At 64.4% G+C, this 26,412-nt stretch carries 26 protein-coding genes; 11 read left to right on the plus strand and 15 right to left on the minus strand.

The window, feature by feature from the left end; genetic code table 11:
• Positions 1-88 precede the first annotated feature (88 nt).
• The 7 genes from MU516_RS03625 to MU516_RS03655 all read right to left on the minus strand — a co-directional run bounded on the left by MU516_RS03625 (position 89) and on the right by MU516_RS03655 (position 8,175).
• The gene (locus tag MU516_RS03625) at positions 89-961 is read right to left on the minus strand and encodes a lysophospholipid acyltransferase family protein (RefSeq protein WP_260275837.1); all 873 of its coding nucleotides are present in this window, start codon (positions 959-961) and stop codon (positions 89-91) included.
• Entirely contained in the window at positions 958-1,884 is a 927-nt protein-coding gene (locus MU516_RS03630) for a DMT family transporter (RefSeq protein WP_260275838.1), read from the minus strand. The genes MU516_RS03625 and MU516_RS03630 overlap by 4 nt, the downstream gene beginning before the upstream one ends.
• Positions 1,885-1,969: 85 nt before the next feature.
• On the minus strand, positions 1,970-3,994 hold the full coding sequence (gene tkt / locus MU516_RS03635; RefSeq protein ID WP_260275839.1) for a transketolase: 2,025 nt from the start codon (positions 3,992-3,994) through the stop codon (positions 1,970-1,972).
• Positions 3,995-4,242: 248 nt separating this feature from the next.
• Positions 4,243-5,568, minus strand: coding sequence for an HlyC/CorC family transporter (locus tag MU516_RS03640; protein WP_260275840.1), 1,326 nt, complete (start codon positions 5,566-5,568; stop codon positions 4,243-4,245).
• A 21-nt stretch (positions 5,569-5,589) separates the two neighbouring features.
• Positions 5,590-6,549 (minus strand): site-specific tyrosine recombinase XerD, encoded by a 960-nt coding sequence (locus tag MU516_RS03645; protein ID WP_260275841.1) that lies wholly within the window; start codon positions 6,547-6,549, stop codon positions 5,590-5,592.
• A complete protein-coding gene (locus MU516_RS03650) occupies positions 6,546-8,045 on the minus strand; it encodes a hypothetical protein (protein ID WP_260275842.1) in 1,500 nt (499 codons plus the stop codon). The genes MU516_RS03645 and MU516_RS03650 overlap by 4 nt, the downstream gene beginning before the upstream one ends.
• Entirely contained in the window at positions 8,038-8,175 is a 138-nt protein-coding gene (locus tag MU516_RS03655) for a hypothetical protein (RefSeq protein ID WP_209056424.1), read from the minus strand. Before MU516_RS03655 ends, MU516_RS03650 begins: the two co-directional genes overlap by 8 nt.
• A gap of 125 nt (positions 8,176-8,300) precedes the next feature.
• Here MU516_RS03655 and MU516_RS03660 point away from each other — a divergent pair, with 125 nt between their 5' ends.
• Both MU516_RS03660 and aroB read left to right on the plus strand, forming a co-directional pair.
• The gene (locus MU516_RS03660; RefSeq protein ID WP_425606803.1) at positions 8,301-8,849 is read left to right on the plus strand and encodes a shikimate kinase; all 549 of its coding nucleotides are present in this window, start codon (positions 8,301-8,303) and stop codon (positions 8,847-8,849) included.
• Entirely contained in the window at positions 8,846-9,952 is a 1,107-nt protein-coding gene (aroB, locus tag MU516_RS03665) for a 3-dehydroquinate synthase (RefSeq protein ID WP_260275844.1), read from the plus strand. Before MU516_RS03660 ends, aroB begins: the two co-directional genes overlap by 4 nt.
• Before the next feature lie 51 nt (positions 9,953-10,003).
• Here aroB and MU516_RS03670 read toward each other — a convergent pair whose 3' ends face one another.
• Positions 10,004-11,002, minus strand: coding sequence for a Fe(3+) ABC transporter substrate-binding protein (locus tag MU516_RS03670; protein ID WP_260275845.1), 999 nt, complete (start codon positions 11,000-11,002; stop codon positions 10,004-10,006).
• A 130-nt stretch (positions 11,003-11,132) separates the two neighbouring features.
• Between MU516_RS03670 and MU516_RS03675 the strand changes: the two genes are divergently transcribed.
• Positions 11,133-12,965 carry an ABC-F family ATP-binding cassette domain-containing protein gene (locus MU516_RS03675; RefSeq protein ID WP_260275846.1) on the plus strand — a complete coding sequence of 611 codons (1,833 nt, stop codon included), beginning with the start codon at positions 11,133-11,135 and terminating at the stop codon, positions 12,963-12,965.
• A 21-nt stretch (positions 12,966-12,986) separates the two neighbouring features.
• Here the strand turns inward: MU516_RS03675 and MU516_RS03680 are convergent, their stop codons facing one another.
• Positions 12,987-13,961 carry a zinc-binding metallopeptidase family protein gene (locus MU516_RS03680; RefSeq protein WP_260275847.1) on the minus strand — a complete coding sequence of 325 codons (975 nt, stop codon included), beginning with the start codon at positions 13,959-13,961 and terminating at the stop codon, positions 12,987-12,989.
• Between the two features lie 275 nt (positions 13,962-14,236).
• Here MU516_RS03680 and rplU point away from each other — a divergent pair, with 275 nt between their 5' ends.
• The 4 genes from rplU (at position 14,237) to MU516_RS03700 (ending at position 16,718) form a co-directional block, all read left to right on the plus strand.
• Complete coding sequence (gene rplU / locus MU516_RS03685; protein ID WP_209056430.1) at positions 14,237-14,650, plus strand: 50S ribosomal protein L21; 414 nt, start codon at positions 14,237-14,239, stop codon at positions 14,648-14,650.
• Between the two features lie 12 nt (positions 14,651-14,662).
• Positions 14,663-14,935 carry a 50S ribosomal protein L27 gene (gene rpmA, locus MU516_RS03690; RefSeq protein WP_209056431.1) on the plus strand — a complete coding sequence of 91 codons (273 nt, stop codon included), beginning with the start codon at positions 14,663-14,665 and terminating at the stop codon, positions 14,933-14,935.
• A gap of 132 nt (positions 14,936-15,067) precedes the next feature.
• Positions 15,068-15,610, plus strand: a complete 543-nt coding sequence (locus MU516_RS03695; RefSeq protein WP_260276247.1) for a GNAT family N-acetyltransferase — start codon at positions 15,068-15,070, stop codon at positions 15,608-15,610.
• 115 nt (positions 15,611-15,725) lie between these two features.
• Positions 15,726-16,718 carry an LLM class flavin-dependent oxidoreductase gene (locus tag MU516_RS03700; RefSeq protein WP_425606804.1) on the plus strand — a complete coding sequence of 331 codons (993 nt, stop codon included), beginning with the start codon at positions 15,726-15,728 and terminating at the stop codon, positions 16,716-16,718.
• On the opposite strand, the gene MU516_RS03705 is transcribed toward MU516_RS03700, so the two are convergent.
• The 3 genes from MU516_RS03705 to MU516_RS03715 are packed head-to-tail and all read right to left on the minus strand — an operon-like array spanning position 16,715 to position 19,451.
• Complete coding sequence (locus tag MU516_RS03705) at positions 16,715-18,016, minus strand: TRAP transporter large permease (protein WP_260275848.1); 1,302 nt, start codon at positions 18,014-18,016, stop codon at positions 16,715-16,717. The two genes, MU516_RS03700 and MU516_RS03705, sit on opposite strands and share 4 nt — an antisense overlap.
• Positions 18,009-18,464, minus strand: coding sequence for a TRAP transporter small permease (locus MU516_RS03710; RefSeq protein WP_260275849.1), 456 nt, complete (start codon positions 18,462-18,464; stop codon positions 18,009-18,011). Before MU516_RS03710 ends, MU516_RS03705 begins: the two co-directional genes overlap by 8 nt.
• The gene (locus MU516_RS03715) at positions 18,465-19,451 is read right to left on the minus strand and encodes a DctP family TRAP transporter solute-binding subunit (RefSeq protein WP_260275850.1); all 987 of its coding nucleotides are present in this window, start codon (positions 19,449-19,451) and stop codon (positions 18,465-18,467) included.
• Between the two features lie 127 nt (positions 19,452-19,578).
• On the opposite strand from MU516_RS03715, the gene MU516_RS03720 reads away from it, so the two are divergent.
• From MU516_RS03720 to MU516_RS03735, 4 genes are read left to right on the plus strand one after another with little or no spacing between them, the layout of a single operon-like run.
• Positions 19,579-20,376, plus strand: coding sequence for an IclR family transcriptional regulator (locus MU516_RS03720; RefSeq protein ID WP_260275851.1), 798 nt, complete (start codon positions 19,579-19,581; stop codon positions 20,374-20,376).
• Positions 20,373-21,554 (plus strand): acetyl-CoA acetyltransferase, encoded by a 1,182-nt coding sequence (locus MU516_RS03725; RefSeq protein WP_260275852.1) that lies wholly within the window; start codon positions 20,373-20,375, stop codon positions 21,552-21,554. Before MU516_RS03720 ends, MU516_RS03725 begins: the two co-directional genes overlap by 4 nt.
• Positions 21,551-23,107, plus strand: coding sequence for an acyl-CoA synthetase (locus tag MU516_RS03730; protein ID WP_260275853.1), 1,557 nt, complete (start codon positions 21,551-21,553; stop codon positions 23,105-23,107). Before MU516_RS03725 ends, MU516_RS03730 begins: the two co-directional genes overlap by 4 nt.
• Positions 23,100-23,903 (plus strand): hypothetical protein, encoded by an 804-nt coding sequence (locus MU516_RS03735; protein ID WP_260275855.1) that lies wholly within the window; start codon positions 23,100-23,102, stop codon positions 23,901-23,903. The genes MU516_RS03730 and MU516_RS03735 overlap by 8 nt, the downstream gene beginning before the upstream one ends.
• A 69-nt stretch (positions 23,904-23,972) precedes the next feature.
• Here the strand turns inward: MU516_RS03735 and gap are convergent, their stop codons facing one another.
• The 3 genes from gap to MU516_RS03750 all read right to left on the minus strand — a co-directional run bounded on the left by gap (position 23,973) and on the right by MU516_RS03750 (position 26,396).
• Positions 23,973-24,974: a type I glyceraldehyde-3-phosphate dehydrogenase gene (gene gap / locus MU516_RS03740; RefSeq protein WP_209056438.1), complete on the minus strand. Its 1,002-nt coding sequence runs from the start codon at positions 24,972-24,974 to the stop codon at positions 23,973-23,975.
• Positions 24,975-25,169: 195 nt separating this feature from the next.
• Positions 25,170-25,313, minus strand: a complete 144-nt coding sequence (locus tag MU516_RS03745) for a hypothetical protein (RefSeq protein ID WP_260275856.1) — start codon at positions 25,311-25,313, stop codon at positions 25,170-25,172.
• A gap of 63 nt (positions 25,314-25,376) precedes the next feature.
• Positions 25,377-26,396, minus strand: coding sequence for a FliG C-terminal domain-containing protein (locus tag MU516_RS03750; protein ID WP_260275857.1), 1,020 nt, complete (start codon positions 26,394-26,396; stop codon positions 25,377-25,379).
• Positions 26,397-26,412 lie beyond the last annotated feature (16 nt).

The following is a 26,412-nucleotide window of genomic DNA, read 5'->3' on the forward strand; positions in this document are numbered from 1 at the left end:
CCCTTGGACGGGATGTAGGGTCGCGGGTGGCGGCATGACAATGACAGGCAACGCACACTGGCTGTGCGGCAGCGCGCGCCGCGGCTGTCTATTTCCAGCGGCGATGCACCCAGAACCACTGGTCCATGTGCTGTCTGACCAGCGCCTCGAGATCGTCGTTCAGGTCCTGCATCATCTGTTGCGGATCGCCATGAGCCAGCGGTTTTCCGACATGGACACGGAAGCTTACGCCGTCGGGCTGGCGGATCGCGTGGATCGGCAGGATCAGCGCGTCGTACCTGATCGCCAACTCGGCCGGGGTCAGGACGGTTCTGGCAGGAAGGTCGAAGAACCGCAGTTCAGGCGCATGACGGTCGTGCTGATCGAATCCCAGGGCCAGCCAGCCGCCACCCTTCAGAAACCGCAGCATCGAGGCCAGCCCGGCGCGCCCGCGCGGGAACAGCGGCTCGGCGATGGCGGTGATTGCCGGAATGTAGTGGCGGTTGAATGCCTCGTTGTTCATCGGCCGATACAGTGCGCCGACCGGCCAGCCCCGGGCCGAAAGCGCCGCCCGCATTGCGTCATAATTGCCGAAATGCGCGCAGGCGATGATGACCGGGCGATGCGCATCAAACGCCTGTTCAAGCGCGGCCAAGCCTGGCCCCTCCAGCGGATCGGCGGCGCGGATCCGGGCGGTGAATTCGTCCCCCGAATAGATCTCGGCGACCGAACGGCCCGCGTTGGCCGGAACTGCGCGGGTCAGCCGCCGCACGTCCTGCGCGGATATGTCCGGCCGCGCCAGTGCCAGGTTTTCGCGGATCCGCCGACGCCAGCCGGCCACCGGGGCCAGCAGATGCGCGAAGATCCAGCCGACTGCCGGGATGCGACGTTCATAGGGCAGCAGCCGTGCCAGCGTCATCACAGCCAGAAACGCGCCGCTGGCCAATCGGTCGGTCGGCGATGTCCGGTCCTCGTCGCTCATCTGTCCTGCCGTGCGGTACGTGTCTCGCGATACCATACGTAAAGCCCTGCGCCGACGATAATCACCGCCCCGAGAATGGTCCAGTGATCGGGCAGTTCTCCAAAGAACAGCCACCCCCAAAGACCTGCCCACACCAGGCCAGTATAGGCGAACGGTGCCAGCACGCCCGCTTCGGCGATGGCGAATGCCCGGATCAGCAATGTCTGGCTGATCGTACCGAACAGGCCCAAGGCTGCGAAAGCCCAAAGGTCTGCTGCCGCAATGGGTTGCCAGAAGAACGGCACCGCGACCGAGGTCAGAGACGCCCCGACCAAGGCCGACCACAAGACCGATGTTGCGGTCGAATCACCGCGCACGACGCGTGTCAGCAACGCCCCTACAGCATAGGTGAAGGCACCGATCAACGGCAGCAGCGCCGCGGACTGGAAGACCCCCATTCCCGGTCGGATGATAATCATCGCCCCGACCAAAGCGGCGGCAATGCCCATCACGCGGCGAAGCCCGATACGCTCGCCCAGAAACAGTGCCGCGCCGAGTGTGATCAGCACAGGGTTGGTGTCCATGATCGCTGTCGCCTCGGCCAGTCCGATGAATTGCAGCGAGGTGAAGAACAAGCCCACGGATGCAAGCTGTGTCAGGGCCCGCGCGAATTGCAGCCCGGGCTGTCGGGTCCGCAACAATGCGGGGATGCGGGAACGGAACAGCAAGACCAGGATCGCGACATTTACGATGAACCGCGCCCAGACCACCTGCCCGGGGTGATAGCTTTGCGTCAGATGTTTCGCGGTTGCATCCATCATGGTGAAGCACAGGACCGCGCCACAGATCAGAAGGATGCCAAGACCTTGCTGATCGCCGGACGGATGACGAAGCCCCGCCCGTTCCAGTCCCATCAGCGCGAAGCCCCGCGGCAGAACCCGCATCAGCCAGTCGCGGTGATACCGGTCGGACAGATGCCCGACCGTTGCATCAAGGTGCGATCAACTCCGCCGATGGCAGAGATGTTCGTCACAGCAATGCCTTGGCGCGCGTGACGACAGCCTCGGCGGTGATCCCGAATTCCTGATACAGCGCCGGGGCCGGGGCAGAGGCGCCGAACCCGGTCATGCCGATGAAATCCGATTTTTCCTCGCGGCCGCGCTCACCCAGAAGCAGCCAGTCCCAGGGTTGCCGCACCGCGGCCTCGATGGCGATCCGGACGGTTCCGCCGGGAAGGATCTCTTCGCGATAGGTCGAGGGCTGTTCGCGGAACAGCTCCATCGATGGAACCGACACGACGCGCGTCGGCGTGCCATCGGCCTCCAGCGTCTCGCGTGCCGCAACGGCGATCTCGACCTCGGAGCCCGTGGCCATCAACACGACCTCGGGCTTGCCGCCGGTCGCCTCGCGCAGCACATAGGCGCCCTTGGCGGACAGGTTGTCGTCCTTATGCGTGGTCCGCAGCGTCGGCAGTCCCTGCCGCGACAGCGCCATAATTGTCGGGCGGTCGCTTTGCGACAGTGCCAGTTCCCACGCTTCGGCGGTCTCGACCTGGTCGCAGGGGCGCAGGGTCAGGATATTCGGCGTCGCGCGCGCAATCGCCAGATGTTCGACCGGCTGGTGGGTCGGGCCGTCCTCTCCCAGCCCGATACTGTCATGGGTCATGACATAGATCACCGGCAGCCCCATCAGCGCCGACAGGCGGATCGCTCCTCGGGCATAGTCGGTGAAGGTCAGGAACGTCCCGCCATAGGGCCGGAACCCGCCATGCAGCCAGATGCCGTTCATCGCGGCCGACATGCCGTGCTCCCGGATGCCATAATGGACATAGCGCCCCAGCCGGTTCTCGGCCGAGAAGATCTTCATGTCGGCGGTCCGGGTGTTGTTCGATCCGGTCAGGTCTGCCGAGCCGCCCAGGTTCTCGGGCATGTGCGGGTTCAGCACCTCAAGCACGTTCTCGCTTGCCTTGCGGGTCGCGACCTTCGGCTTGCCTTCCGAGGTCTGGGTCTTCAGAGCACGGATCGTGCCGGTCAACGCCGGGCTTGCGCCGTTGTCGATGCGGCGCCTGAATTCCTCGCGGCTGTCGGTGCTCAGCGCCTCGACGCGAGCCTCCCACGCGGTGCGGTCGTCGCTGCCGCGGGCGCCGATCTTGCGCCAGTCGGACAGGATCTGATCGGGGATCTCGAAGGCAGGAGCGTCCCAGCCAAAGGCGCGGCGCACCGCGTCGATTTCTTCGGCGCCCAAGGGCGAGCCATGCGCCTTGGCGCTGTCCGACTTGGTCGGCGCACCGAAGCCGATGATCGTCTTGCAATCGACCAGCACGGGACGGCCGTCATCCTGTGCCGCCTCTTTCAGCGCGCGTTCGATGTCGGCGGCGTCATGCCCGTCGCAGGACAGAACCCGCCAGCCGGATGCCTCGAACCGGGCGCGCTGGTCGGTCTTGTCCGACAGGCTGACCCGACCGTCGATGGTGATGTCGTTGTTGTCCCACAGCACCACCAGACGGCCCAGCCTCTGCGCGCCGGCAAGCGCGATCGCCTCGTGGCTGATACCCTCCATCAGGCAGCCGTCGCCGGCGATGACCCAGGTGCGGTGATCGCACAACTCGGAGCCGAACTCTGCCCGCATCGCCTCTTCGGCCATCGCCATGCCGACGGCGGTCGACAGGCCCTGACCCAGCGGCCCGGTCGTCGTCTCGATGCCGGTGGCGTGGCCGTATTCGGGGTGCCCCGCGGTGATCGAGCCAAGCTGACGGAAGTTGCGGATCTGATCCATCGTCATGTCGGCATAGCCGGTCAGATGCAGCAGCGCGTAGATCAGCATCGAACCATGACCTGCGGACAGCACGAACCGGTCACGATCGAACCAATGCGGTGCGCTGGCATCGAATTTGAGGTGATTGCGGAACAGCACCGTGGCGACGTCGGCCATGCCCATCGGCATGCCCGGATGACCGGAATTGGCGGTTTCGACGGCGTCCATCGCCAGGACGCGGATGGCGCTGGCCAGTTTCCAGTGCTCGGGGTCGGCTTTGCGGCGGGCGTCGATGTCCATTGCGGTCCCTTCTTCGGGCTGAGATACGTTGCGGTTTTTGTTAGGGGCGATGCGTGCCGGTTGCAAGCCGTTGCCCCGCGGTACCGCCCCGCGAGGCCGTTCAAGTCGCAGCAATTGCGAAACGACCCCCTGCCGTTGCCGAAAGCAACGCGGGCGGCTTTTCCCGATTACCGGATCGTGCGCGGTCGTGTTCGCCATGCGATACGAAGGCAGGACTTGGCGCAACGGCTTCGGGAAACGATCGGCGCCTAGCTGTCGTCCGCCACAGGGGCCAGGGATCTGATCCTGAGCCGGGTGATGCGGTTCTCGCGCCGTGCCGCCACCTCGAAGCGATAGCCGTGGAACGAAAAGACCTGACCCTGTTCCGGGATCGATTGTGCCATGTGAATCACCAGGCCCGCGACGGTATTCGCCTCGTCATCCGGCAGGTTCCAGTCCAGTTGCCGGTTCAGATCGCGGATCGTCATACCGCCATCCACGGTATAGTCGCCCTGCGCGTTGGGGGTCAGTGTCGGGTCGGCCTCGGTGTCGTGTTCGTCCGCGATCTCGCCGACGATCTCTTCGATGATGTCTTCCAGCGTGATCAGCCCGCGCAGCGTGCCGTATTCGTCGACGACCAGCGCAAAATGCGTGCGCCGTTTCAGGAACTCGCGCATCTGTTCGTCCAGCGCGGTGGTTTCGGGCACGAAATAGGGCTTCATCGCGACCGCCATCACATCGAAACGCGACAACGCGGTGGGATCACCACTGTCTCGGATGGCCTTGTTGACGGCGCGCAGCAGATCTTTGGCATGGATGACGCCGACGACATTCTCGCGTTCGTCGCGATAGACGGGCAGTCTTGTATGCGGGCTGGCCAGGACCGCGTCGAGGATTTCGGCTGGCGGGCGGGCGGCGTCGATCATCTGGATGCCCGAGCGGTGACGCATGATCTCATCGACGGTGCGGTTGCCCAGATCCAGCGCCCCCAGCAGTCTGTCGCGATCCTCTTTCTGGACAGCCCCCGCAGCATGGCCGATCGACAGCGCGCCCTCGATTTCCTCTTGCAGAGAGAACATGTGAGAGCCAGGGTCGGTCTTCAGCCCGAACAGGCTCAGAATGCCGCGCACGATCAGACGGACGACCATCACGACCGGCGAGAGGATCAGCGTCACCCAGCGGATCGGTCGGGCAACACGGCTGGCGACGGTTTCGGGTGCCGAGATGGCATAGGTCTTTGGCATCACCTCGGAAAAGATCAGCACCAGGACCGTCATCACCAGCGTGGCCATGGCGACGCCGCTTGAACCCAGAAGCCGCGTGAACAGCGCCGTGGCAAGGCTTGCGGACAGGATGTTGACGACGTTGTTGCCCAGAAGGATGGCGCCGATCAGGCGTTCGCTGTCCTCGGTCACGTCCAGCGCGGCGCGTGCGCCCTCATCGCCACGGTCCGCGCGCGAATGCAGTTTCGCACGGCTGGCTGCCGTAAGTGCCGTTTCCGAGCCTGAAAAGAAGCCCGACAGCATCAGCAGGATCATGATGGAAAAGCCGGTCAGCCAGAAGGCTGCGTCTAGGATGCTGGATGCGTCGTCCATGTGCCCTTATCGGTTCTAGAGTTAGGTCTGCCCGGTAACGCCGGCCAGAGGATGATGGTTCAGGACCAGATCGCGCATCCGCGCGTCCAGAACATGGGTGTAGATCTCGGTCGTGCCAAGATCGGCGTGACCCAGAAGCGTCTGGATGCTGCGCAGATCCGCGCCGCCTTCCAGAAGATGCGTGGCGAAGGCGTGCCGGATGACATGCGGTGTGACGCGCGCCGGATCAACCCCCGCGCGCACCGCGATATCGTTTAGAAGCCGTCCAAAACTTTGACGCGGCATGTGTCCCGCCGCGCCGGGGGCGGGAAACAGCCACCGCCCGGCCTTCCCCCCGACAAGACGGCCCAACGCACTGTCCGGGGGCGCGGTATCGCGCAGCTCAAGCCAACCGGCCATCGCCATGCGCGCGGGCGATGTCAGCGGCACCATCCTGTCCTTGCCGCCCTTTCCCCGGATCAGCAGCAGTTCGGGATTGCCGCGACAGGCGGCGACCGGCAGCGTCACCAATTCGCTGACGCGCATCCCGGTGGCGTAAAGCATCTCGATCAGGCACAGGTTGCGGGCGCGTTCGGGCGGGCCGCGACCGGTCTGCGGCGCGGCTGACAGCAGCGCGTCCACCTCGGCGCGATCAAGCGTCTTGGGCAGGCGCTTGGCACGACCCGGCCCGGTGATGCGAATGGCGGGATCATCCTCGCGCCAGCCTTCCTCAAGCGCGAAGCGGGTGAACTGGCGGATCGATGACAGCCGCCTTGCCCGGGTCGCGCGTGACAGGCCTTGGGCGTCGCAATGGGTCAGGTAATCCTCGACCGCTTCGCGTGACAGTTCCGCCAGCGACAGGCCGCGCCTATCCAGCCAGTCCGAGACATCGCGCAGGTCCCGTCCATAGGCCAGCAGCGTGTTCTGCGCAGCGCCCGCCTCGGCGGCCTGAGCGTCAAGAAAGGCGGAGATCGCGCGATGATCGCCGGGGGTCTGGGTCATGGGGCCGCTGCCATGTGCGGGCGCAGGGCAAGCTGGCTGGTTGCCAGCCCTGCGTCCTCGGTCAGGCCCAGTGCGCGCAGGGTCGCCAGACCGCGCGCCGCGCGCGGCAGATCGCCGTCGATGCCGGCATCGATATCGGCCATCGCGGACAGCAGCCCCTCGCCCTTGCGCTCGGGTGTCGGCTGTGTCGGCGGTGCCTGTAGTTCTTGCGGAATATCTTCGGGCTGGTCAACCGGCAGGCCCTGCCACTGACGCAACCAGCCGGAGATTTGCGCGGCGTCCGCGTTCGCGTCCGGGGCAGGGGTTTGCGGCAAATCCCCGGCGATCATGCCTGCTAGCACATCGGCCATGTCCGCGGCACGGAACTGGTCGAAGGCACGCGGCAGTGCGGTCAGCGGATCACCTGCCGCAATCGCTGCCTCCATCGTGCGCATCGCGCCTGCGCGTTCCCAGACACCGCCCGAGGCCGCCGGCTTCTGTTCGGCATAGATGTCGCGCAGGCGCTGCGGAGAGATGGCGCCGGCCCGTGCAAGACGTTCCGCCGCCTCCAGCCGGGCCTTCCAGCCGTTGTTCAGGCGCAGGTCCGACTGCGCGAAGGCAAGGGGCAGGGGGACCGTTGGCAGGGGCTGACCGATCGCCTCGTGGATACGGAATTCCAGTGGTGTCAGCCGGTCAGAGGGCGGCACCGTCTCGGCTGCGTCGACGAAACCATCGTCAAGGAAATGTGTCAGCAACAGCGCCTGCTGCGGTTGGATCAGGTCAAGCGCCTCGGCGCCGCGCAGGCTGATCGCCGCCGCCGCCCAGTCGCCGGTCTGGGCAAGGCAGAAGATGCGCGCCGAAAAGCTGGGCGCGACGCCGGGCGTGGTGTTCATGATCCGGCAGGCACGCGCCTCGTCGCCCTGCAACAAGGCGATATCGAACAGGCGGCGAAACACCTGCGCATCGCCTGGGCCCGCGGTCATCAGCAGCGCCTGGGCCTGATCCAGCGCGCCCATGTCCAGAAGCCGGTCTGCGCGTGCCAGGAACAACTGTCCTGATTGACGCGGCTGGTCCGGGCCGGTCTCGGGCGGGGTCAGTTGGGTCAGCAGCACCCGGCGCAGCAACGCGTTCATCGCGGGCAGTCTGGCGGGGGTCTGCTGGATCATGGGCGACAGGGTGGCAGCCGTGCTGCCGCGCCAGAGATCGTTGGGCAGGCCTGCCTTCCGTGCGGTGATGGTTCCGGCGGAATCGGGGTTTCCGCCATCCAGGCGGGTAACCTGAACCGCACCGACCGCGCCGGTTTCGGCGACCGGGCGCGACCTGTCGCGTGCGGGCGGCGGTCGCTGGCCGGGCCGCCAGGCGGAACTTTCCCTCGCCGGGCCGCGGACACTGCCTGACAGCCAGTCACTTGCCGATAACGGCCTTCCCTGTTGCGCGAAGACTGGACCTGCGCCGAAGACCCCGATCAAAGCCGAGATCGCGACGGCGCGGCATATGCGATGGGTTGTGTCACTCACCCGCGCCCCCGGCCGTCACCGGCGTCCGCATCTCTTGCCGCACCGGATCCATGTCACCCAGATAGGCATAACCGACCAATCCGACCATCGCCGCAAGAATCAGCACCACCAGAAGTTTCAGCAACCGCATCGAATTTCGCCTCGCTCGCCCTGCGTTTCATGGCTTTCCGACGCTTTGTGCGCCGGTTAGGCCCGAATATATATGGCAATTCCGGAAAGATCACGCCATTCAGTCACGCGATGGAAGGGGCAGGTATGAGACAGGTTCTCGGGCGGCATATCGTGTTGATCGGCATGATGGGGGCGGGCAAGACTGCCATCGGCAGCGAACTTGCCCGACGTCTGCAGGTGCCCTTCACCGATTCCGACACCGAGATCGAGGCCGCCGCCGCCATGTCGATCAGCGAAATCTTCGCCCGCGACGGCGAGGCGTTCTTTCGTGACCGTGAGACACAGGTTCTGGCACGCATCCTGGATGGCACGCCCGGAATCGTCTCGACCGGCGGCGGCGCCTGGATGCGGGAGAGGAATCGCGATCTGATTGCCTCGCGCGGATTGTCGATCTGGCTGAACTGCGATCTGGAAACGCTGTGGCACAGGGTCCGTCAGCGCAGCACGCGCCCGTTGCTGAAAACCGCCGACCCCAAGGGGACGCTGGCCGCGCTGATCGCCGAACGCTACCCGGTATATGCAAGCGCGGACCTGACGTTCGACGCCCGTCCGGGCGACACGGTCGAGGCGGCTACCCTGCGGCTGCTGGACCAGGTCGGCACCGCCCATCCCGAATTGCTGGAGACGAAATGACCGAGACCGTTACCGTCCATGTGCCGCTGGGTGCGCGCGCCTATGATGTTCGTATCGGCGCCGGGCTGATCGACAGGGCCGGTGCCGAGATCGCGCCTTTCCTGCGTCGTCCGCGCGTGGCGATCGTGACCGACGAATCCGTGGCAGCGCTGCATCTTGACCGGCTGCAATCCGCGCTGAACGCCCAGGGCATCGCCTCGGACGTGCTGCGCCTGCCGTCCGGCGAGGCCACGAAAAGCTGGACGTTTCTGACCCGCACGGTCGAATGGCTGCTGGAGCGGAAGATCGAGCGGCGCGATGTCGTGATTGCCTTCGGCGGCGGCGTGATCGGCGATCTGGTCGGCTTCGCAGCCGCGATCCTGCGGCGTGGCGTGCGCTTCGTTCAGATCCCGACGACGCTGCTGGCGCAGGTGGACAGCAGCGTGGGCGGCAAGACGGGCATCAACAGCCCGCATGGCAAGAATCTGATCGGCGCCTTCCACCAGCCGACCCTTGTGCTGGCAGACATCGCCATTCTTGAGACGCTGCCACGGCGCGATTTTCTGGCGGGCTATGGCGAGGTGGTGAAATACGGCCTGCTGGGGGACATGGATTTCTTTGCCTGGCTGGAAGAAAACGGTCCGCGTCTGCAGCGGGATACGACGCTGCGCCAGCGCGCCGTGGCGCATTCGGTCGCGATGAAGGCTGGCATCGTGACCCGCGACGAGACCGAGCAGGGCGAACGCGCGCTGCTGAATCTGGGCCATACTTTCGGCCACGCACTGGAGGCTGCAACGGGATATTCCGACCGGTTGCTACACGGCGAGGGCGTGGCAATCGGCTGTGCACTGGCGTTCGATCTGTCCGCACGGATGGGGTTGTGCAGCCAGGAGGCGCCAAGCCGTGTTCTGGCGCACTTGGCAACGATGGGAATGCCTGCTCGTCTGTCCGACATTCCCGGCGATCTGCCGGATGACGCCGCGCTGATAGATCTGATGGCACAGGACAAGAAGGTCGTGGATGGACGCCTGCGCTTTGTTCTGGCGCGCGGGATCGGCGAGGCCTTCGTCAGCGACGATGTGCAGGCCGAACAGCTTTCTTCGGTCCTGCGCGACGCACGCTAGTCACGGGTCAGACACGCCGCACATCGCGGCGTGTCGCAAGGTTTCCGGACATCAGCCGTCGAAATTGACTTCCTCGATCAGTGTCAGTGCCTCGGGACGCAGCTTCGAGACTTCCGTCAGGGGCAGGTCGTCCGGGGTGAATTCGCCCCAGCTTTGCACCAGTTCGGACCGCTCGACCCCCTCGACGACCGGGAATTCGTGATTCGTCTCGGCATAGATGCGCTGTGCCTCGTCGCTGACAAGGAAATCCATCAGCTGCATCGCGGCCTCCTTGTTCGGCGCGGATTTCGTCATCGCCACACCCGAGACGTTCACATGCGTGCCGCCATCCTCGAAGGTCGGGAACACGATGCGCACGGCATCCGCCCATTCCTTCTGTTCCTCATCGGCCAGCATCTGGCCCATGTAGTAGGTGTTGCCCAAGCTGATGTCGCATTCGCCGGCCCAGATCGACTTGACCTGACCGCGATCGTTCCCTTCGGGCTGCTTGGCAAGGTTGGCCTTGACGCCTTCCAGCCAGGCTTTCGTTTCCTCGGCGCCGTGATGGGCCAGGAATGCGGCGGTCAGTGCGACGTTGTAATCATTGGTGAAGGGGCGGGTGCAGATGCGGCCCTTCCACTTGGGATCGGCCAGATCCTCGTAGGTGGTCACCTCACCGTCGGCGACGCGATCCTTGTGCGCATAGACGATCCGCGCGCGCGTCGTCAGCCCGAACCATTGGTTGTCCGCGTCGTGCAGCGTGTCGGGAATCGCGTCCAGCGCCTCGTCCTCGACGGCTTGGGTCACGCCGGCATCCTTGACCTCGCCCAGGCGTGCGACGTCGACGGTCATGATCAGATCGGCGGGCGAGCGGTCACCTTCGGCCTGCAGACGCTCGACCATGCCCTTGTCCACAAATGCCGTGTTGACCGTGATCCCGGTCGATTCGGTAAAGGCGTCGGTCAAGGGTTTCAGCAATTCAGGCTGGCGATGTGAATAGATGTTCACCTCTTGGGCCAGCGCGGGCATGGCTGCGGTGCCGGTCAGCAAGGCCATCGTCATCAAGCGCATCATTGTCTCCTTCAGGACATTGGATGCCGGTGTTTATCGTTGTTAGGTGATCGGATCGCAATAGTTAACAAAAATAATCGGAAAATCGCCTCGATTGACCGCGGCAGCCGGTCGCGATACGGGCCGCAGCATGGCACGCGCACCCCTTCTGCAACTTACCGATATCTCGCTGACCTTCGGCGGCGATCCCGTTTTCGATACGCTTTCGCTGACCGTCCAGCAGGGCGACCGGGTCGCGCTGGTCGGCCGCAACGGGTCGGGAAAATCGACGCTGATGAAGGTCATGGCCGGGCTGGTCGAACCGGATCGGGGCGCTGTCGTTCTGAATGGCGGGGCCAAGGCCGGATATATGGAACAGGATCCCGACCTGTCCGGCTTCGCCACGCTTGGCGAATTCGCCAGCGATGGCCTTGAAGAGGCCGAGACTTACCGGGTCGAGATGGCCGCCGAAGGGCTGAAATTCGACGCCGCGCGCCCGGTTGCCACCGCCTCCGGCGGTGAGCGGCGGCGTGCCGCGCTGGCCCGGCTGCTGGCCCAGGCGCCGGAACTGATGCTGCTGGACGAGCCGACCAACCATCTGGACATCGAGGCGATCGGCTGGCTGGAAGATCAGTTGAACCAGACCCGCGCGGCCTATGTCATCATCAGCCACGACCGTGCCTTCCTGCGGCGATTGACGCGCGCGACACTGTGGATCGACCGGGGCGAGATGCGCCGGCAGGAACGCGGCTTCGAATATTTCGAGGATTGGCGCGAGGCGGTCTGGTCGGCCGAAGACGACGCCCGGCACAAGCTGGATCGCAAGATCAAGGCCGAGGCGCGTTGGGCGGTCGAAGGCATCAGCGCGCGCCGCAAGCGCAATCAGGGCCGGGTGCGCGCGCTGGCCGCGCTGCGCGCAGAGCGTGGCGCCCAGATCCGCCGTCAGGGCGCTGCCGCCATGGCGCTGGAGGCGGGGCCGCAATCGGGCAAGCGCGTGATCGAGGCGAAGGGCATCACCAAGACCTTCGCCGATCGCACGATTCTGAAGCCGTTTGATCTGCGTGTGCAGCGCGGTGACCGGGTCGCGTTTGTCGGCCCGAACGGTGCCGGCAAGACGACGCTGATCAAGATGCTGACGGGTGAGATCGCGCCCGATGACGGCACGGTCACTTTGGGCACCAATCTGGACATCGCGGTGTTCGATCAGGCACGCGCCGCGCTGAACCCCGACCAGACCTTGTGGGAATCGCTGACGGGCGACCCGGACATGCGGGTTTCGGGGCGCGCGGATCAGGTCATGGTCCGGGGCCAGCCGAAGCATGTCGTAGGGTATCTGAAGGATTTCCTGTTCGACGAGGCGCAGGCCCGGGCGCCCGTTCGCAGTCTTTCGGGGGGTGAAAAGGCCCGGCTTTTGCTGGCCCGGCTGATGGCGCGTCCCTCGAACCTGCTGGTGCTGGACGAACCGACCAACGATCTTGATGTCGAGACGCTGGATCTGTTGCAGGATCTGCTTGGCGACTACGACGGGACGGTGCTGCTGGTCAGCCATGATCGTGATTTCATCGATCGCGTCGCCGACACCACGATCGCCATGGAAGGCGATGGCCGCGCTGTCGTCTATGCCGGTGGGTGGAGCGACTATCGCGCCCAACGCGGCGCCGATGCACCTGACGCCGCGGTTCCGACTCCCGCCGGCGGCGCCCGTCCCGCCGTGCCGTCCGCACCAGCCGTCGCAAAGCCCGCGAGATCGGCCAAGCCCGCGCTCAGCTTCACCGAACGGCACCGGTTGGAGGAATTGCCGTCGATCATCGAACGGCTAGAGGCCGAGATCGCAAAGCTGTCCGAATTTCTGTCCGCGCAGCCAGATCTGTATCAGACCTCGCCAGTCCGGTTCAGGAAGGCGACCGAGGCGATGGCCGAGCGCCAGGCCGCGCTGGAGGCCGCCGAAGAAGAATGGCTGACGCTGGAAGAAAAAGCCGACTGAACCTCTGGTCGGGGCGGCGGTTCACGCCCCCCGCGCTGCATGATTCATCAGCCAGTCATGGGCGAATATCATCTTCTCACGGATCTTCGGCGTCAGGATGAAAGGATAGAGATCGCCTTTGTCCAAGGCGCGATTGATGTCGTTGATCGCGATGACGATGGCCGTCGCAAGTGTCAGCAGGCGGTTTGCGTCGGCGTCTTTATACGCTGAATATTCGGCGGGAATCCCCGGCATTGTCAGCCCGGCATGCACAAAGCTGTCGGTGATATCGACAAGGTGCAGAAGATGAGCCACTGTTTCCGCCCAGTCCTCATGCGGATGCGCGGTCGCATAAGCCGTGATGTGGCTCTGTCCCGGCGCCGACGGCGTGGCATAGTGACGTTCCAGGGCAGCGGCATAGTCGGCGCGTTCGTCACCGAACAGAGCGCGGAAGGCGGCCAAGAAGCCATTTGCCTGTGAAAGCCTGTCAAACAGGAAATGCGCCATTTCATGCCGGAAATGTCCGATCATCGCGCGATAGTCCTCGCCCAGGCTTTGCTGGCGTTGCAGGCGGGTCAGGGTGTCGGCTTCGGTCACGTTTATGGTGATGTCGCCATTGGCGTGACCCATCACGATCTGTTCGGTCCGCGCCCCCCCGGCGTCTTCGGACAGCATCAGAAAGCGCGGCCTTGGCCCGCGATCCGCGTCGGTGAACCAGTTCCAGTTCGACAGATTGGCCAGCATCCTTCGCTTCGCGCCTTCGGCCCGTGTCAGAAGGTCGCGGTTGTCACCTACGTTCAGCGCCGGCACCACATCGGACATCGCGCAGGACCGGCAAAGCGGTTCGTTCGGGATCGCCACCCAGTTGCAGCCGATCGTGTGGCGATTTGCGCAAGCCGCCGCGACGTTCCACATCGCGCGCGCCTCAGGCTCGTAGAACAACGCCTCACCGCAATTGCAGACAAGATTGTCGAAATAGACGGGTGCCTTGCAGGCTGGGCAGAAAAAGCTTCTCATGTTCCTCGTCTCCGGATCTTGCAGCAGGAAATGTTCTGATCTGTCGCAAGGTTCCCTGCGGTGCCGCACTGAGGTCGGTCCGATCGGTCCGGTCGCTTGACTTGCGGCGGCTGATCGGCCATATGCACGCGACCGGTCGGGCGACTGCCTGTGATCGGTCATTGTTTTTGAAATGACATCCCGATGCGCGGGATGCGCTGTCCGAAGGCGGGATCATCCCATGACGCCGGTCCGCACCGGGGCCGAAGGACGCGGAGAACGAAGGAAACGAAGCGATGTTCGCGGTTCTGAAGACGGGCGGCAAGCAATACAAGGTGCAGGCGGGCGACGTCCTGCGCGTTGAAAAGCTGAATGCTGCCGCTGGTGAAAAAGTCCAGTTCAATGAAATTCTGATGGTAGGTTCGTCCCTGGGCGCGCCGCTGGTCGAGGGTGCTTGCGTGCAGGCGGAAGTGATCGACCAGATCAAGGCTGACAAGGTCATCACCTACGTCAAGCGCCGCCGCAAGCACAGCTCGCAGCGTACGCGTGGTCATCGTCAGCAGCTGACCCTGCTGCGCGTCACGGACGTGCTGGACAAGGGGGCGGACAAGACCGGTGTGAAGACCGCCGTTGGCGCCCGCACCAAGGATGAGGCCGCGGCCAAGCCCGCCAAGGCCAAGAAACCGGCGAAAGACGCCGTCGAAGCGTAAGGAGACTGACCCATGGCACACAAGAAAGCAGGCGGTTCGTCCCGCAACGGTCGCGATTCGGCTGGTCGCCGTCTCGGCGTCAAACTGTATGGCGGTCAGGAAGCGACCGCCGGTAACATCATCGTGCGTCAGCGCGGCACCAAGTGGTGGCCGGGCGACAATGTCGGCATGGGCAAGGATCATACCCTGTTCGCGCTGACCGACGGTCATGTGACCTTCAAGAAGGGCCTGAAAGGGCGCACCTTCATTTCGGTGATTCCCGCGAGTCTCGAAGCCGCCGAGTAACCCGAATTTAACATTTCGATGTTAGGGGGATCGGCGAAAGCCGGTCCCCCGACCTGTTTTCAGGTCCTGTTTTCCGGGGGAGGGAAAATGGTTATGTCTGCACCGATGCGGGAGGGCACGCGATTGGATGATCTGAAGCCCGATGTCATCACCCTGAACCAGCCCGTCATCGAGACCGAGCGTTTCGTGTTGCGGCCCCTGCGGCCCTCGGATGCCGGGATGATCGCACATTATACCTCGGACCGCCGCGTGGCCGAGGGAACGCGGGCCATTCCGCATCCCCTGCCGCCGGGCGCGGCGGAAGGATTTGTCGCTCGTTCGCTGGCCGCGGATCGCAGCGAGGATGTGTGGGCGATCGACGGGTCGGCGCATCGTCTCGCCGAACTGCTGGGTGTCGTCTCGCTGACGCGGATGGAGGGCGACCAGTCCGAACTCGGCTTCTGGATCGGCGCGGGATTCTGGAACACCGGATTCGCGACCGAGGCGGTCGAGGCGCTGGTTGCGGCCAACCCGCACGGATCGCGCACCTTGTTCGCCGAGGCATTCCAGGACAATCCCGGCTCGGCGCGCGTGCTGACCAATTGTGGATTCGTCTATCTGGGCGATGCCGAAAGCTGGTCGGTCGCACGAGGCGCGCGGGTGGCGACCTGGACTTATCTGCGGAAAATGGACTGAAAAATCCGGGGCGTGCAGGCGCTGATCCGGCAAGATCTGGGCCGGATGCGTCGCGTGATGCAGAAACTGCAATTCCGGTGATTGCATTTCGTCGCGCGACACCTAACTCGGTTTCATGAGCATTCCGTATTCCCTTCTCGATCTGGCGCCGGTCCCCGAAGGATTTGACGCCGGTGACGCGATCAGCAACACCCTTGATCTGGCGCGCAAGGCCGAAGGCTGGGGCTATCACCGCTTCTGGATGGCCGAGCATCACAACATGCCGGGTATTGCCAGTTCGGCGACCGCTGTCCTGATCGGGCTTGTCGCGCAGGCGACGCGCACGATGCGGGTGGGTGCAGGCGGGATCATGCTGCCAAACCATGCGCCATTGACCGTGGCCGAGGCGTTCGGGACCTTGGCCACGGTGTTTCCGGATCGCATCGATCTTGGACTGGGCCGTGCCCCCGGCGGTGACGGCGCGGTGATCCGGGCGCTGCGCCGTGATCCGATGGCTGACAGTTTTCCCAATGATGTCGTCGAATTGCTGGACTACCTTGGACCCGAGCGTGACGGTGCCGCGGTGCGTGCGCTGCCGGGTGAGGGGACGCAGGTTCCCGTCTGGATCCTTGGCAGCAGCCTTTTCGGCGCGCAGCTAGCCGCCCATCTGGGCCTGCCCTATGCCTTCGCCAGCCATTTCGCGCCGGATGATCTGGAACAGGCGCTGGCAATCTATCGCGATCGGTTCCGTCCCTCGCCATGGGGCGAAAAGCCGCATGCGATGATCGCGATCAATGTTTTCGCGGCCGACGACGCAGACGAGGCGCATCATCTGCGCACCACGATGCAGCTTGCCTTCGCGCGGCTGCGCACCGGCTTGCCCGGCAAGCTGCCACGTCCGACGCGTGATCTGGACGGCGAGATCGGGCCGCAGATGCGCCGCGCCGTGGATCAGGCGCTGCGGATCAGCGCGGTGGGGGACAAGGCGCAGGTCAGGGATCAGCTAGCCGCCCTGATTGATGCGCATAATCCTGACGAGGTGATCCTGACGGGGCAGATCCACGATCACGCCGCGCGGTTGCGCAGCTTTCAGATCGCAGCCGAGGTGATGCAATCGCTGCCCGCCTAGGGCAGCATCAGCCGTGTCAGCCCGGGAAACGCCGCGATCAGGATCAGGCCGATGACACTGGTCACCAGGAAGGGCAAGGCCCCCCGCGCGACCTTTTCCAGAGGCAACCGGGTGATGTTCGCCGCGACGTAAAGATTGATCCCCACCGGAGGTGTGATCAGTCCGATCGCCAGATTGACCATGATCAGCACTCCGAACCAGACCGGATCCCAGGCCAGTTCGCGCATGACCGGCAGGAAAATCGGCAGGCAGATGAACATGATCGTGACCGCGTCCATGAACATGCCGGCGATCAGTACTACCAGCATGATCACCGCAAGGATCACCCACTGGTTCGACGACAGTCCCAGCAGCGCACCAGAGTAGCGGCCGATCAGGTCGTCCACGGTTACGACCCAGCCGAAAAGCCCGGCATAGGCGACGACCAGCATCACCACCGACGATCCTGCCGCGCTGTCTGCCAGGCATTCATACAGGCCACGGATCGTCAGCGTGCGATAGATCAGGCCACCCACTGCCAGCGCATAGACCGAGGCGACGATGGCGGCCTCGGTCGGCGTGAATATGCCCGAATAGATCCCGCCAAGGATGACGACAGGCGTCATCAGCCCCCAGAAACTATCGATGAAGGATCGCCCCAGTGCCTGCGCATAGGACATGCCCGGATAGGGATTGGGGCTAAGCGCGCGGGTCGCGGTCGCATCCTGCACGCGCCCGAAGGGCAGGGCGCACAGCATCAGTGCTCCGCACAGGATGCCGGGCAGAATCGCGGCGATGAACAGGTCCGCGATCGAGGTTTCGGCCAAAACCCCATAGATCACCAACCCGATCGAGGGCGGAATCACGATCGACATGGCCGCGCCGGTGCTGACCAGACCCGCGGCAAAGCCCCGTGAATACCCGTCCTCTTCCATCGAACGGACGATCATCGGACCGATGGCTGCGACCGACGCCGGACCCGATCCGCTGACCGCGCCCCAAAACAGGCAGACCACCGTTCCGACCAGTCCCATGCCGCCCGGCAGCCCGCCGACCAGCACCCGGAAGAAGCGGATCATCCGGTCGGCAATCCCCAGCCGTCCCATCAGGTTGCCGGCCAGAATGAAGAACGGGATCGCCAGCAGTGAGAATTTCCCGATCCCCGCCGTCAGCAGGTCGCCCACAAGATCAAGGCCGAAGCCCAGTTGCCACATCGCGGCAAGCGCCGAAAGGCCAAGCGCGAAGGCAACCGGCACGCGCAGCACCAGCAGCAGGAAGAACAGCCCGACCATCATGCTGCCGGCACCGATCTCAGGCATCCGGGCCCCGCAACGCAGCCTGAACGAAACGGATCAGCACCAGCGCAAAGCCAAGCGGCAGCGCGGCAGAATACCACCACAGCGGCAGCCCCAGCCCATAGCTGCGCATCCCCGTTCCCATCTGGTTCAGCACAAGTTGCCAGCAGAACCAGACGGACGCCGCCAACAGCGCGACTGACAGCAGCGTGGCCAGCACGATGACTGCCCGCCGCAGCGCGGCAGGCAGCAGATCGGTGATCAGTTCGACGGCAAGATGCTGACCGCGACGTGCCGCGATCGCCGCGCCGAACACGGTCAGCAACACGAACCCGCCGGTCAGCAGTTCCTCGGTCGCGGCCAGCGAATGGTTGGTGCCATAGCGTACAACGACATTGGCAAAGCCCAGCCCCGTCATCGCCAGCAGCAACACCGCGCAGACGGCCTTTTCGAACTGATCCAGCAGGCGCATCTACTGCGCGTTCGCTTCGTCTGTGAACAGTTTCACGATGTCAGCGCCGATCTGGTTCGACCATTTGTCGAAGCTGGGCTTGGTCGCCTCGCGGAACGCGGCCAGTTCGTCGGCGGTCGGCTCGTGCACTTCCATGCCCTGTTCCTTCAGGAACTCCAGCCCGCTTGCTGTGGCTTCGCGGCTGATCTGGATCTGATAGGCCATCGCCTCGTCCGCAGCCTTCTGGAACTTGGCCTTGGTCTCGTCGTCCAGCGAATCCCATTTTTCCTTGCTGATGCCTAGGAACAGCGGATCATAGCTGTAGTGCCACGGCGTGATGTATTTCTGGACCTCGTAGACCCGCTGCGGAATGATCACCGCGCCGATCGGATTTTCCTGTCCGTCCACGACGCCCTGCTGAAGCGCGGGGAACGTCTCGGACCACTGCATCTGCTGCGGATTGGCCCCCAGATCATTCATGACGTCGATATACATCGGCCCGGCGACGCGCATCTTCAGGCCCTTCATGTCATCGGGCGAGGTGATCGGATGCTTCGAATTGGTGACTTCGCGGAACCCGTTCTCGCCCCAGGCCAGGACGTGGATGCCATGGCCCGCCATGATTTCTTCCATCTTATCGCCAGCCGCACCCTGCGTGGTGCGATCCACCGCATCATAGTCCGGATACAGATAGGGCAGCGAAAACGCAGCCATTTCGGGCGCCAGCGGGGTGACGTTGATCGCCGATGTCAGCACCAGGTCGATGGCCCCGCGGCCAGTCATCTCGGCCTGCTTCATCTGGTCGCCACCGGAAAGCTGGGCGTTGGGAAAGACCCGAATATCATAATCGCCGCCGGTTTCCTGTTCCAGAAGTTCGCCGAACTTGTCGGCACCCTTCTGCCAGGTGGTCGTGTCACCCGTATTGTGCGACAGACGCAGGGTTTCAGCCGAGGCGGGCAGGCACAGCGCAAGCGCGGTAGTCAGCCCAAGGGCCAGCTTCATGAACATGGTTTCTCCTCCCGTTCCACAATGCGGCACGCTGGCCGCTTTTGTCGTTGGCATGTTTACGGATGAAGAATAGCCATGCAATAAGAATCGGCGGCTTTCTGAGGGCGGCGGGAGAATTCGATTCCACATGATGGAAAGCATCATCGAACAAGGCACGCAAAGCATCGGACGCGCGGTGGCGGTCTGGCGCCGGATCGGTCGCGCAACCGAAACCGGGTTGTCCCTGGCTGACCTGGCCGACGCGACCGGCCTTGCCAAGCCCACACTGCGACGGATCCTGGTCGCCCTGATCCGCGAGGGATTGGTGGAACAGGATCTTGCCACGCGCCGATACTTTCCCGGGCCCGAAACCTATGTGACCGGAATGCTGGCCGCGCCGCGCTTTGGCCTGTTGCGCATAGCGCAGCCCGCGTTGATCCGCCTTGCGCGGCTTAGTGGCGACACCTGCTTCCTGACCGTCCGACGAGGTCTGCACGCGGTCTGCCTGCTGCGCGAGGAGGGCAGCTACCCTGTTCGGACGCATGCGCTGCAACCCGGCGACGAACATCCGCTGGGGATCGGGGCGGGATCGCTGGCCATCCTTGCGGGATTGCCTGACGACGAAATCGGAGGACTTCTTGACGATCTGGCACCACTTCTGTCCGCGCCGCGCTATGATGCCTATGACCCGCAGGTGCTGCTGACGGCCATCACGAACGCCCGCACCCAAGGCTACGCGCTGAACCCCGGTCTGATCGTCGCGGGCAGTTGGGGGGTGGGGGTGCCGATCCGTCACCCGCTGGGGACAATCGCTGGCGCGCTGTCGCTGGCCGCGATCGACCAGCGCCTGACGCCGCCACGCCAAGCCGAGATGGCGGCCCTGTTACGGGCCGAGGCGTCCCGGATCGAAACCGAACTGACCCACCTGCTTGCGAGGAAGACATGACGGATCTGCCCCCCGCGCCGGAAGGCCGCATCATTGGCTGGGCGCATACGCGCTTTGGCAAATCGGACGCGCCCGACGTCGAATCCTTGATGGCCGAGGTGACCGGCACTGCGCTGGATCATGCGGGCATCCCTGCTGATCAGGTCGAGGGCATTTTCGTCGGCGTTTACAACGGCGGCTTCCAGAAGCAGGGCTTCGAGGGCGCATTGGTCGCACTGGGCCATGATGGCTTGCACCATGTGCCTGCGGTGCGTCTGGAAAACGCCTGCGCCACCGGATCGGCCGCGATCGCCGCCGCACTGGATTTCATCGGGTCGGGACGCGGGCGCATTGCACTGGTCGTCGGGGCCGAGAAGATGACCGCGACCCCCGGCGCCGAGATCGGCGACATTCTTCTGGGTGCAAGTTACCGCGCCGAGGAAGGCGATACGCCGGGCGGGTTCGCGGGCGTGTTCGGGGGAATCGCCAACAGCTATTTCCAGCGTCATGGCGACGCGTCGCGCGAACTGGCGATGATCGCGGCCAAGAACCACGCAAACGGCGCGTTGAATCCCTTCGCGCATATGCAGAAGGATGTGGGTTACGATTTCTGCAATACCGTCAGCGACAGGAACCCGATTGCGGCGGGACCGCTGCGGCGGACCGATTGCTCGCTGGTCTCGGACGGGGCGGCGGCACTGGTCATCGCGCATCCCGATATCGAAAGCCCGCGTGCCATCACGTTTCGGGCGCAGCGTCAGGCAAATGATTATCTGCCCCTGTCGCGACGCGACATTCTGGAGTTCGCCGGTGCGCGAAAGGCCTGGGCGCAGGGGTTGAAGCAGGCTGGTATCACGCTGGACGATCTGTCGCTGGTGGAAACTCATGACTGTTTCACCATCGCGGAACTGCTTGAATACGAGGCAATGGGGCTGGCCGAACAGGGGCAGGGGGGCAGGATCATCGCGGACGGGATCAGCGCGCGCGGCGGCCGGTTGCCGGTGAACCCGTCGGGCGGGCTGAAATCGCGCGGACATCCGATCGGCGCGACCGGTGTCTCGCAGCATGTCATGGCGGCGATGCAGTTGACAGGCGAGGCCGGCGGCATGCAGATCCCCGGTGCCGCTCTGGCCGGGGTCTTCAACATGGGCGGTGCCGCGGTCGCGAACTATGTCTCGATCCTTGAGAGGGTGAAATGACGCCCTGTTCGACCCGCACGATGAATCTGGGACATCTGCTGGATCAGACGGCCCGGCGGCTGCCGGACAATCCTGCGATGATCTGGGGCGACGCGCGCTGGACATGGGCGCGGATGCGGGCGCGGGTGGATGCGATGGCGCGTCTGCTGGCCCGGGACCATGGCATCGGCAAGGGCGACCGGGTTCTGGTGCAGTCGGCCAACAACAACCAGATGTGGGAAAGCCTGTGGGCCTGCCTGAAGCTGGGCGCGATCTGGGTGCCCGCGAATTTTCGCGGCTCGCCGGACGATCTGCGCTGGATGGCAGAATTGTCGCAGCCGAAGCTGCTGATCTGCGAGGCTGAATTCCCCGATCACGCCGCGATCTGCGGTCTGCCGACGCTGGCGATCGGCAAGACGGATTTCGGACCCGACATCGAGACGCTATTGTCAGTGCAGGACGACACGCCCCTGCGCGCGGTCGATGTGGACAGGGACGATCCGGCCTGGCTGTTCTTCACCTCTGGCTCGACAGGCAGGCCAAAGGCCGCGGTGCTGACCCATGGGCAGATGGGGTTCGTGATCGCCAATCATCTCGCCGACCTGATCCCCGGCACCACCGAGGATGACGCCTCGCTGGTCGTCGCGCCGCTCAGCCACGGTGCAGGGATCCATCAGATGCTGCAGGTGGCGCGGGGCGTGCCTACGATCCTGCCCAATGGCCCTTTTGATCCGGCGGAAATCTGGCGTCTGGTGGCACAATATCGGGTCAGCAACATGTTCACCGTGCCGACCATCGTGAAGCTGCTGACCGAACATCCCGCCGTCGATCATCACGATCATTCCAGCCTGCGCCACGTCATCTATGCGGGTGCGCCGATGTATCGCGTCGATCAGGTTCGCGCCCTGGAAAAGCTGGGCCCCGTGCTGGTCCAGTATTTCGGGCTGGGCGAAGTCACGGGCTGCATCACCGTGCTGCCGGCGCGTCTTCATGACGCCGCCGATGGCTGGGCGTTGCAGGGCAGCTGCGGATATCCCCGCACCGGCATACAGATCGAAATTCAGGATGAGACCGGCCAGCCCTTGCCTGCAGGCCAGACGGGCGAACTTTGCGTGACCGGGGGCGCGGTCTTCGCAGGCTACTGGAACGATCCTGGGGCGAACGCCAAGGCCTTCCGCGATGGCTGGTTCCGAACCGGCGATCTGGGTCACATGGATCAGCGCGGCTTCTTCTACCTGACCGGGCGCGAAAGCGACATGTTCATTTCGGGTGGCTCCAACATTCATCCGCGCGAGATCGAGGAAAAGCTGTTGCTGCATCCCGAGGTCGCCGAATGTGCCGTGATCGGCATGCCCGACCCGACATGGGGCGAGGTCGGTGTGGCGATCTGCGTCACCCGCGCCGGAACACGGCCCGATCTTGCGGCATGGCTTGGTCCCAGAATCGCGCGCTACAAGCTGCCCAGACGCATCCTGTTCTGGGATGGCCTGCCGAAGTCGGGTTACGGCAAGATCACCAAGAAGCTGGTGCGCGAGGAACTGATACGGCGCGAGGGATTGACCGAAAATGGCTGAAACGCTGTGCCATCCCGGTGCCGCCGACGGGCCGCGCCTGATGCTGGCACCCACTCGCGTCGAACGGCGTCGGATCGCGTTGGCGGCGGATATGCCGATCCATGACGCGATCCTTGGCGCGCTCGACGGCGCCGAAAGCGCGTGGATCACCCTTCATGGCGGGCGCGGCGATCTGCGCTTCGTGCTGCCCGACCGATCCCGCGACGGGGTGCACGGGGCGTGGTATTCCGCGCCGCATGATCTGAAGGATGCGATCATCCATCGCGCAGGGATTGCCTGGGGGGGCCGCGATGGTCGCGCCTTTGGCCATTGTCATGGGCTGTGGGACACGGCGATGGGTCATCTGCTGCTGGAAGACACCGTCCTGACCCATCCTGTTCAGGCCGAGGCATGGTTGTTCGATGATGCGGTTTTCGAGGCACGGCCCGACGCCGAGACCGCGTTCACCCTGTTCAAGCCGCGGGGCATGCCGGTGGAGCGGCCCGACGCGGCGTTGTTGCGCATCGCACCCCATGTCGAACTGGCCGAAGGGCTGCGCGACGCGATGGGTCGGCTTGGCTGGGAACATGCCCGGCTGGCCGGTTTGGGAAGCCTGAACACGGCGCGATTCGACAACGGCGAAGTTCTTGACAGCCACGCGACCGAATTTTTGGTCCGCGACGCCTGGATCGACCGGTGCGATGCACGGGCAGAGATCGATATCGTGGGCATCGGCGGCGCAAGGGCGGGCGGCAAGCTGTCGCTGACGCAAAACCCGGTCTGCGTGACCGCCGAACTGATCCTGCTGAAGTCCTGACAGGTCCGAAGACGGGAACGGCCGGCAGGGCTTTCGCGCTGCCGGCCGTTGCAGGAATTCGGGCGTCGGTCAGATCAGCTTGCCCATCGCCACCGCGGTATCCGCCATCCGGTTCGAGAAGCCCCATTCATTGTCATACCAGGTCAGGATGCGGCACAGCTTGCCCTCCATCACCTTGGTCTGGTCCATGTGGAAGATCGACGAATGCGGGTCGTGGTTGAAATCGGTCGAGACCAGCTGTTCCTCGGTATAGCCAAGGATGCCTTTCAGCGTGCCGTCAGCGGCGGTCTTGATCGCTGCGTTGATTTCCTCGACCGAGGTGTCGCGCTTGGCTTCGAAGGTCAGATCGACGACCGACACATTTGGCGTCGGGACGCGGATCGCGACGCCGTCCAGACGACCCTTCAGTTCGGGAAGCACCAGGCCGACCGCCTTCGCCGCACCGGTCGAGGTCGGAATCATCGACAGGGCTGCGGCGCGGGCGCGATACAGGTCCTTGTGCATCGTATCCAGCGTCGGCTGGTCGCCGGTATAGCTGTGGATGGTGGTCATGAAGCCGCGATCAATCCCGATGGCGTCGTTCAGAACCTTGGCCACTGGCGACAGGCAGTTCGTGGTGCAGCTTGCATTCGACACGACCAGGTCATCCGCGGTCAGCGTGTCGTCGTTGACGCCGAACACGATGGTCTTGTCGGCTCCGTCCCCGGGTGCCGAGATCAGCACGCGCTTGGCGCCGGTCTGCAGATGCGGCTGGCATTTCTCCTTCGAGGTGAAGATGCCGGTGCATTCCATGATGACATCGACATCGCCCCAGGGCAGGTCGGCGGGATTGCGGATCGCCGTGACCTTGATCGGACCGCGACCGACATCGATCGTGTCGCCATTCACTGTCACCGTTGCGGGAAAGCGTCCATGCACGCTGTCATAGCGCAGCAGATGGGCGTTGGTTTCGACCGGGCCCAGATCATTGATCGCGACCACCTCGATATCGGTGCGTCCCGATTCGATGATACCGCGCAGCACGTTGCGCCCGATGCGACCGAAACCGTTGATGGCGACTTTGACAGCCATGGTTCTCTCTCCCGACCTGATGACGTTGCGCCATGCTCTAGCGTGGCTGCCGGGCCGATGCAAATACCCGTTGACCGGCACGCCGCGAAAAGCGGGTCATGCCCCGCGGACATGCCTGGCGCTGCGATATGTGTCAGCCCCGGTCCTGACCACCACTAACGACTGGTGCGTGCAGAGTGGTGGAACCGATTTGGTTCAGCGCCAGAAGCTGAGATAATCGACCGACTCTACCAGCATCCTGCCCGCCAGAACCGGCAGGTCCAGATGCAGCCACAGCCGATCGGCCAGCAACAGCGCGACGATCAGAACCGCCAGGGCGATAGCGATGCGATTGGTCATGAACACCTCATGGCGACGCTTATCAGCCGGGTTGGGCGTGCTGACAAGGGATCAGGATCGCCGTCAGGCGTCGTCATCCTCGTCCAGCGGAAGGATCAGGGTCAGGTCGCCTTGTTCTTCAAGGCGGCGGATCGCCGCGATCACCTCGGTCTTGGCGTCCTCGATATCGCGGGCGCGGACCTTGCCCATCTCTTCCATTTCCTCGCGCAGGCCATCGGCCATCCGCTGGGACAGGTTCGACAGGATGAATTCGGCGGCCGCGGCATCGGCCGGATCGGGTGCGGACAGTGCCCGAAGAAGCACGGGCTGTTCAACCTCGCGCAGGATCCGCGCGACATCGCGGCCTTCGATACGTTCAGGAATATGGCTGAAGATGAAGATCGCCTTCCTTACCCCCACGGCAAAGCCCGAATCCTCGCGTTCCAGCGACTGCAACACATCGTCGCGCAGATCGGCCGTGGCAAAGTTCAGAATCGCGCCGACCCGGTCTGCTGCCGGTGTGTCGATGGCCGGGCGGGGCAGCGCGTCGGCGGTCCGCAGCAGGATCAGCCCGACACGTTGCAGCGCCTGTGGCGTGACCCCCGACGTCAGCGACATGGCACGCGCCACGGCGCGTGCACGATCGCGGGGCAGTGCCGTGAACACGTCCGAGGCCCGTCCGACCGGCAGTTTGGACAGCATCAGTGCCACGATCTCGATCGCTTCGGAATTCGCCAGCGCGAGGATGTCGTCCTTTGGCAGGCCCGCGACGCGAAGCCAAGGGTCGCCCTTGCCGGACATCGCGGCCATGCGGCGCAGCCTGTCCGTGCTGTCCTCGGACAGTCTGCTGCCCAGCATTGCCAGGGTGCCATCCAGATCGCCGGGAAAGGTCAGGCCGACGGATTCCAGCCGGTCGCAGAATTCGGTGATGACCGCATCGCGGGTCTGGCGGTCGACTAGCTCCATCCCCGACATTTCTTCCGCGAGTAGGGTCTGGGAACCGATGTCCAGCCGCGACAGGCTGACCGCGTCCTCGTCGTCCAGCAGAAGCCGCACGATCACCGCCGCTTTCTGCCGCTGGCTGAGCCCGGTCTGCGTGTTCATCGTGATCCCCCGATCC

The sequence above is a fragment of the Paracoccus maritimus genome (assembly GCF_025195095.1).
Taxonomy (GTDB): Bacteria; Pseudomonadota; Alphaproteobacteria; order Rhodobacterales; family Rhodobacteraceae; genus Paracoccus; species Paracoccus maritimus.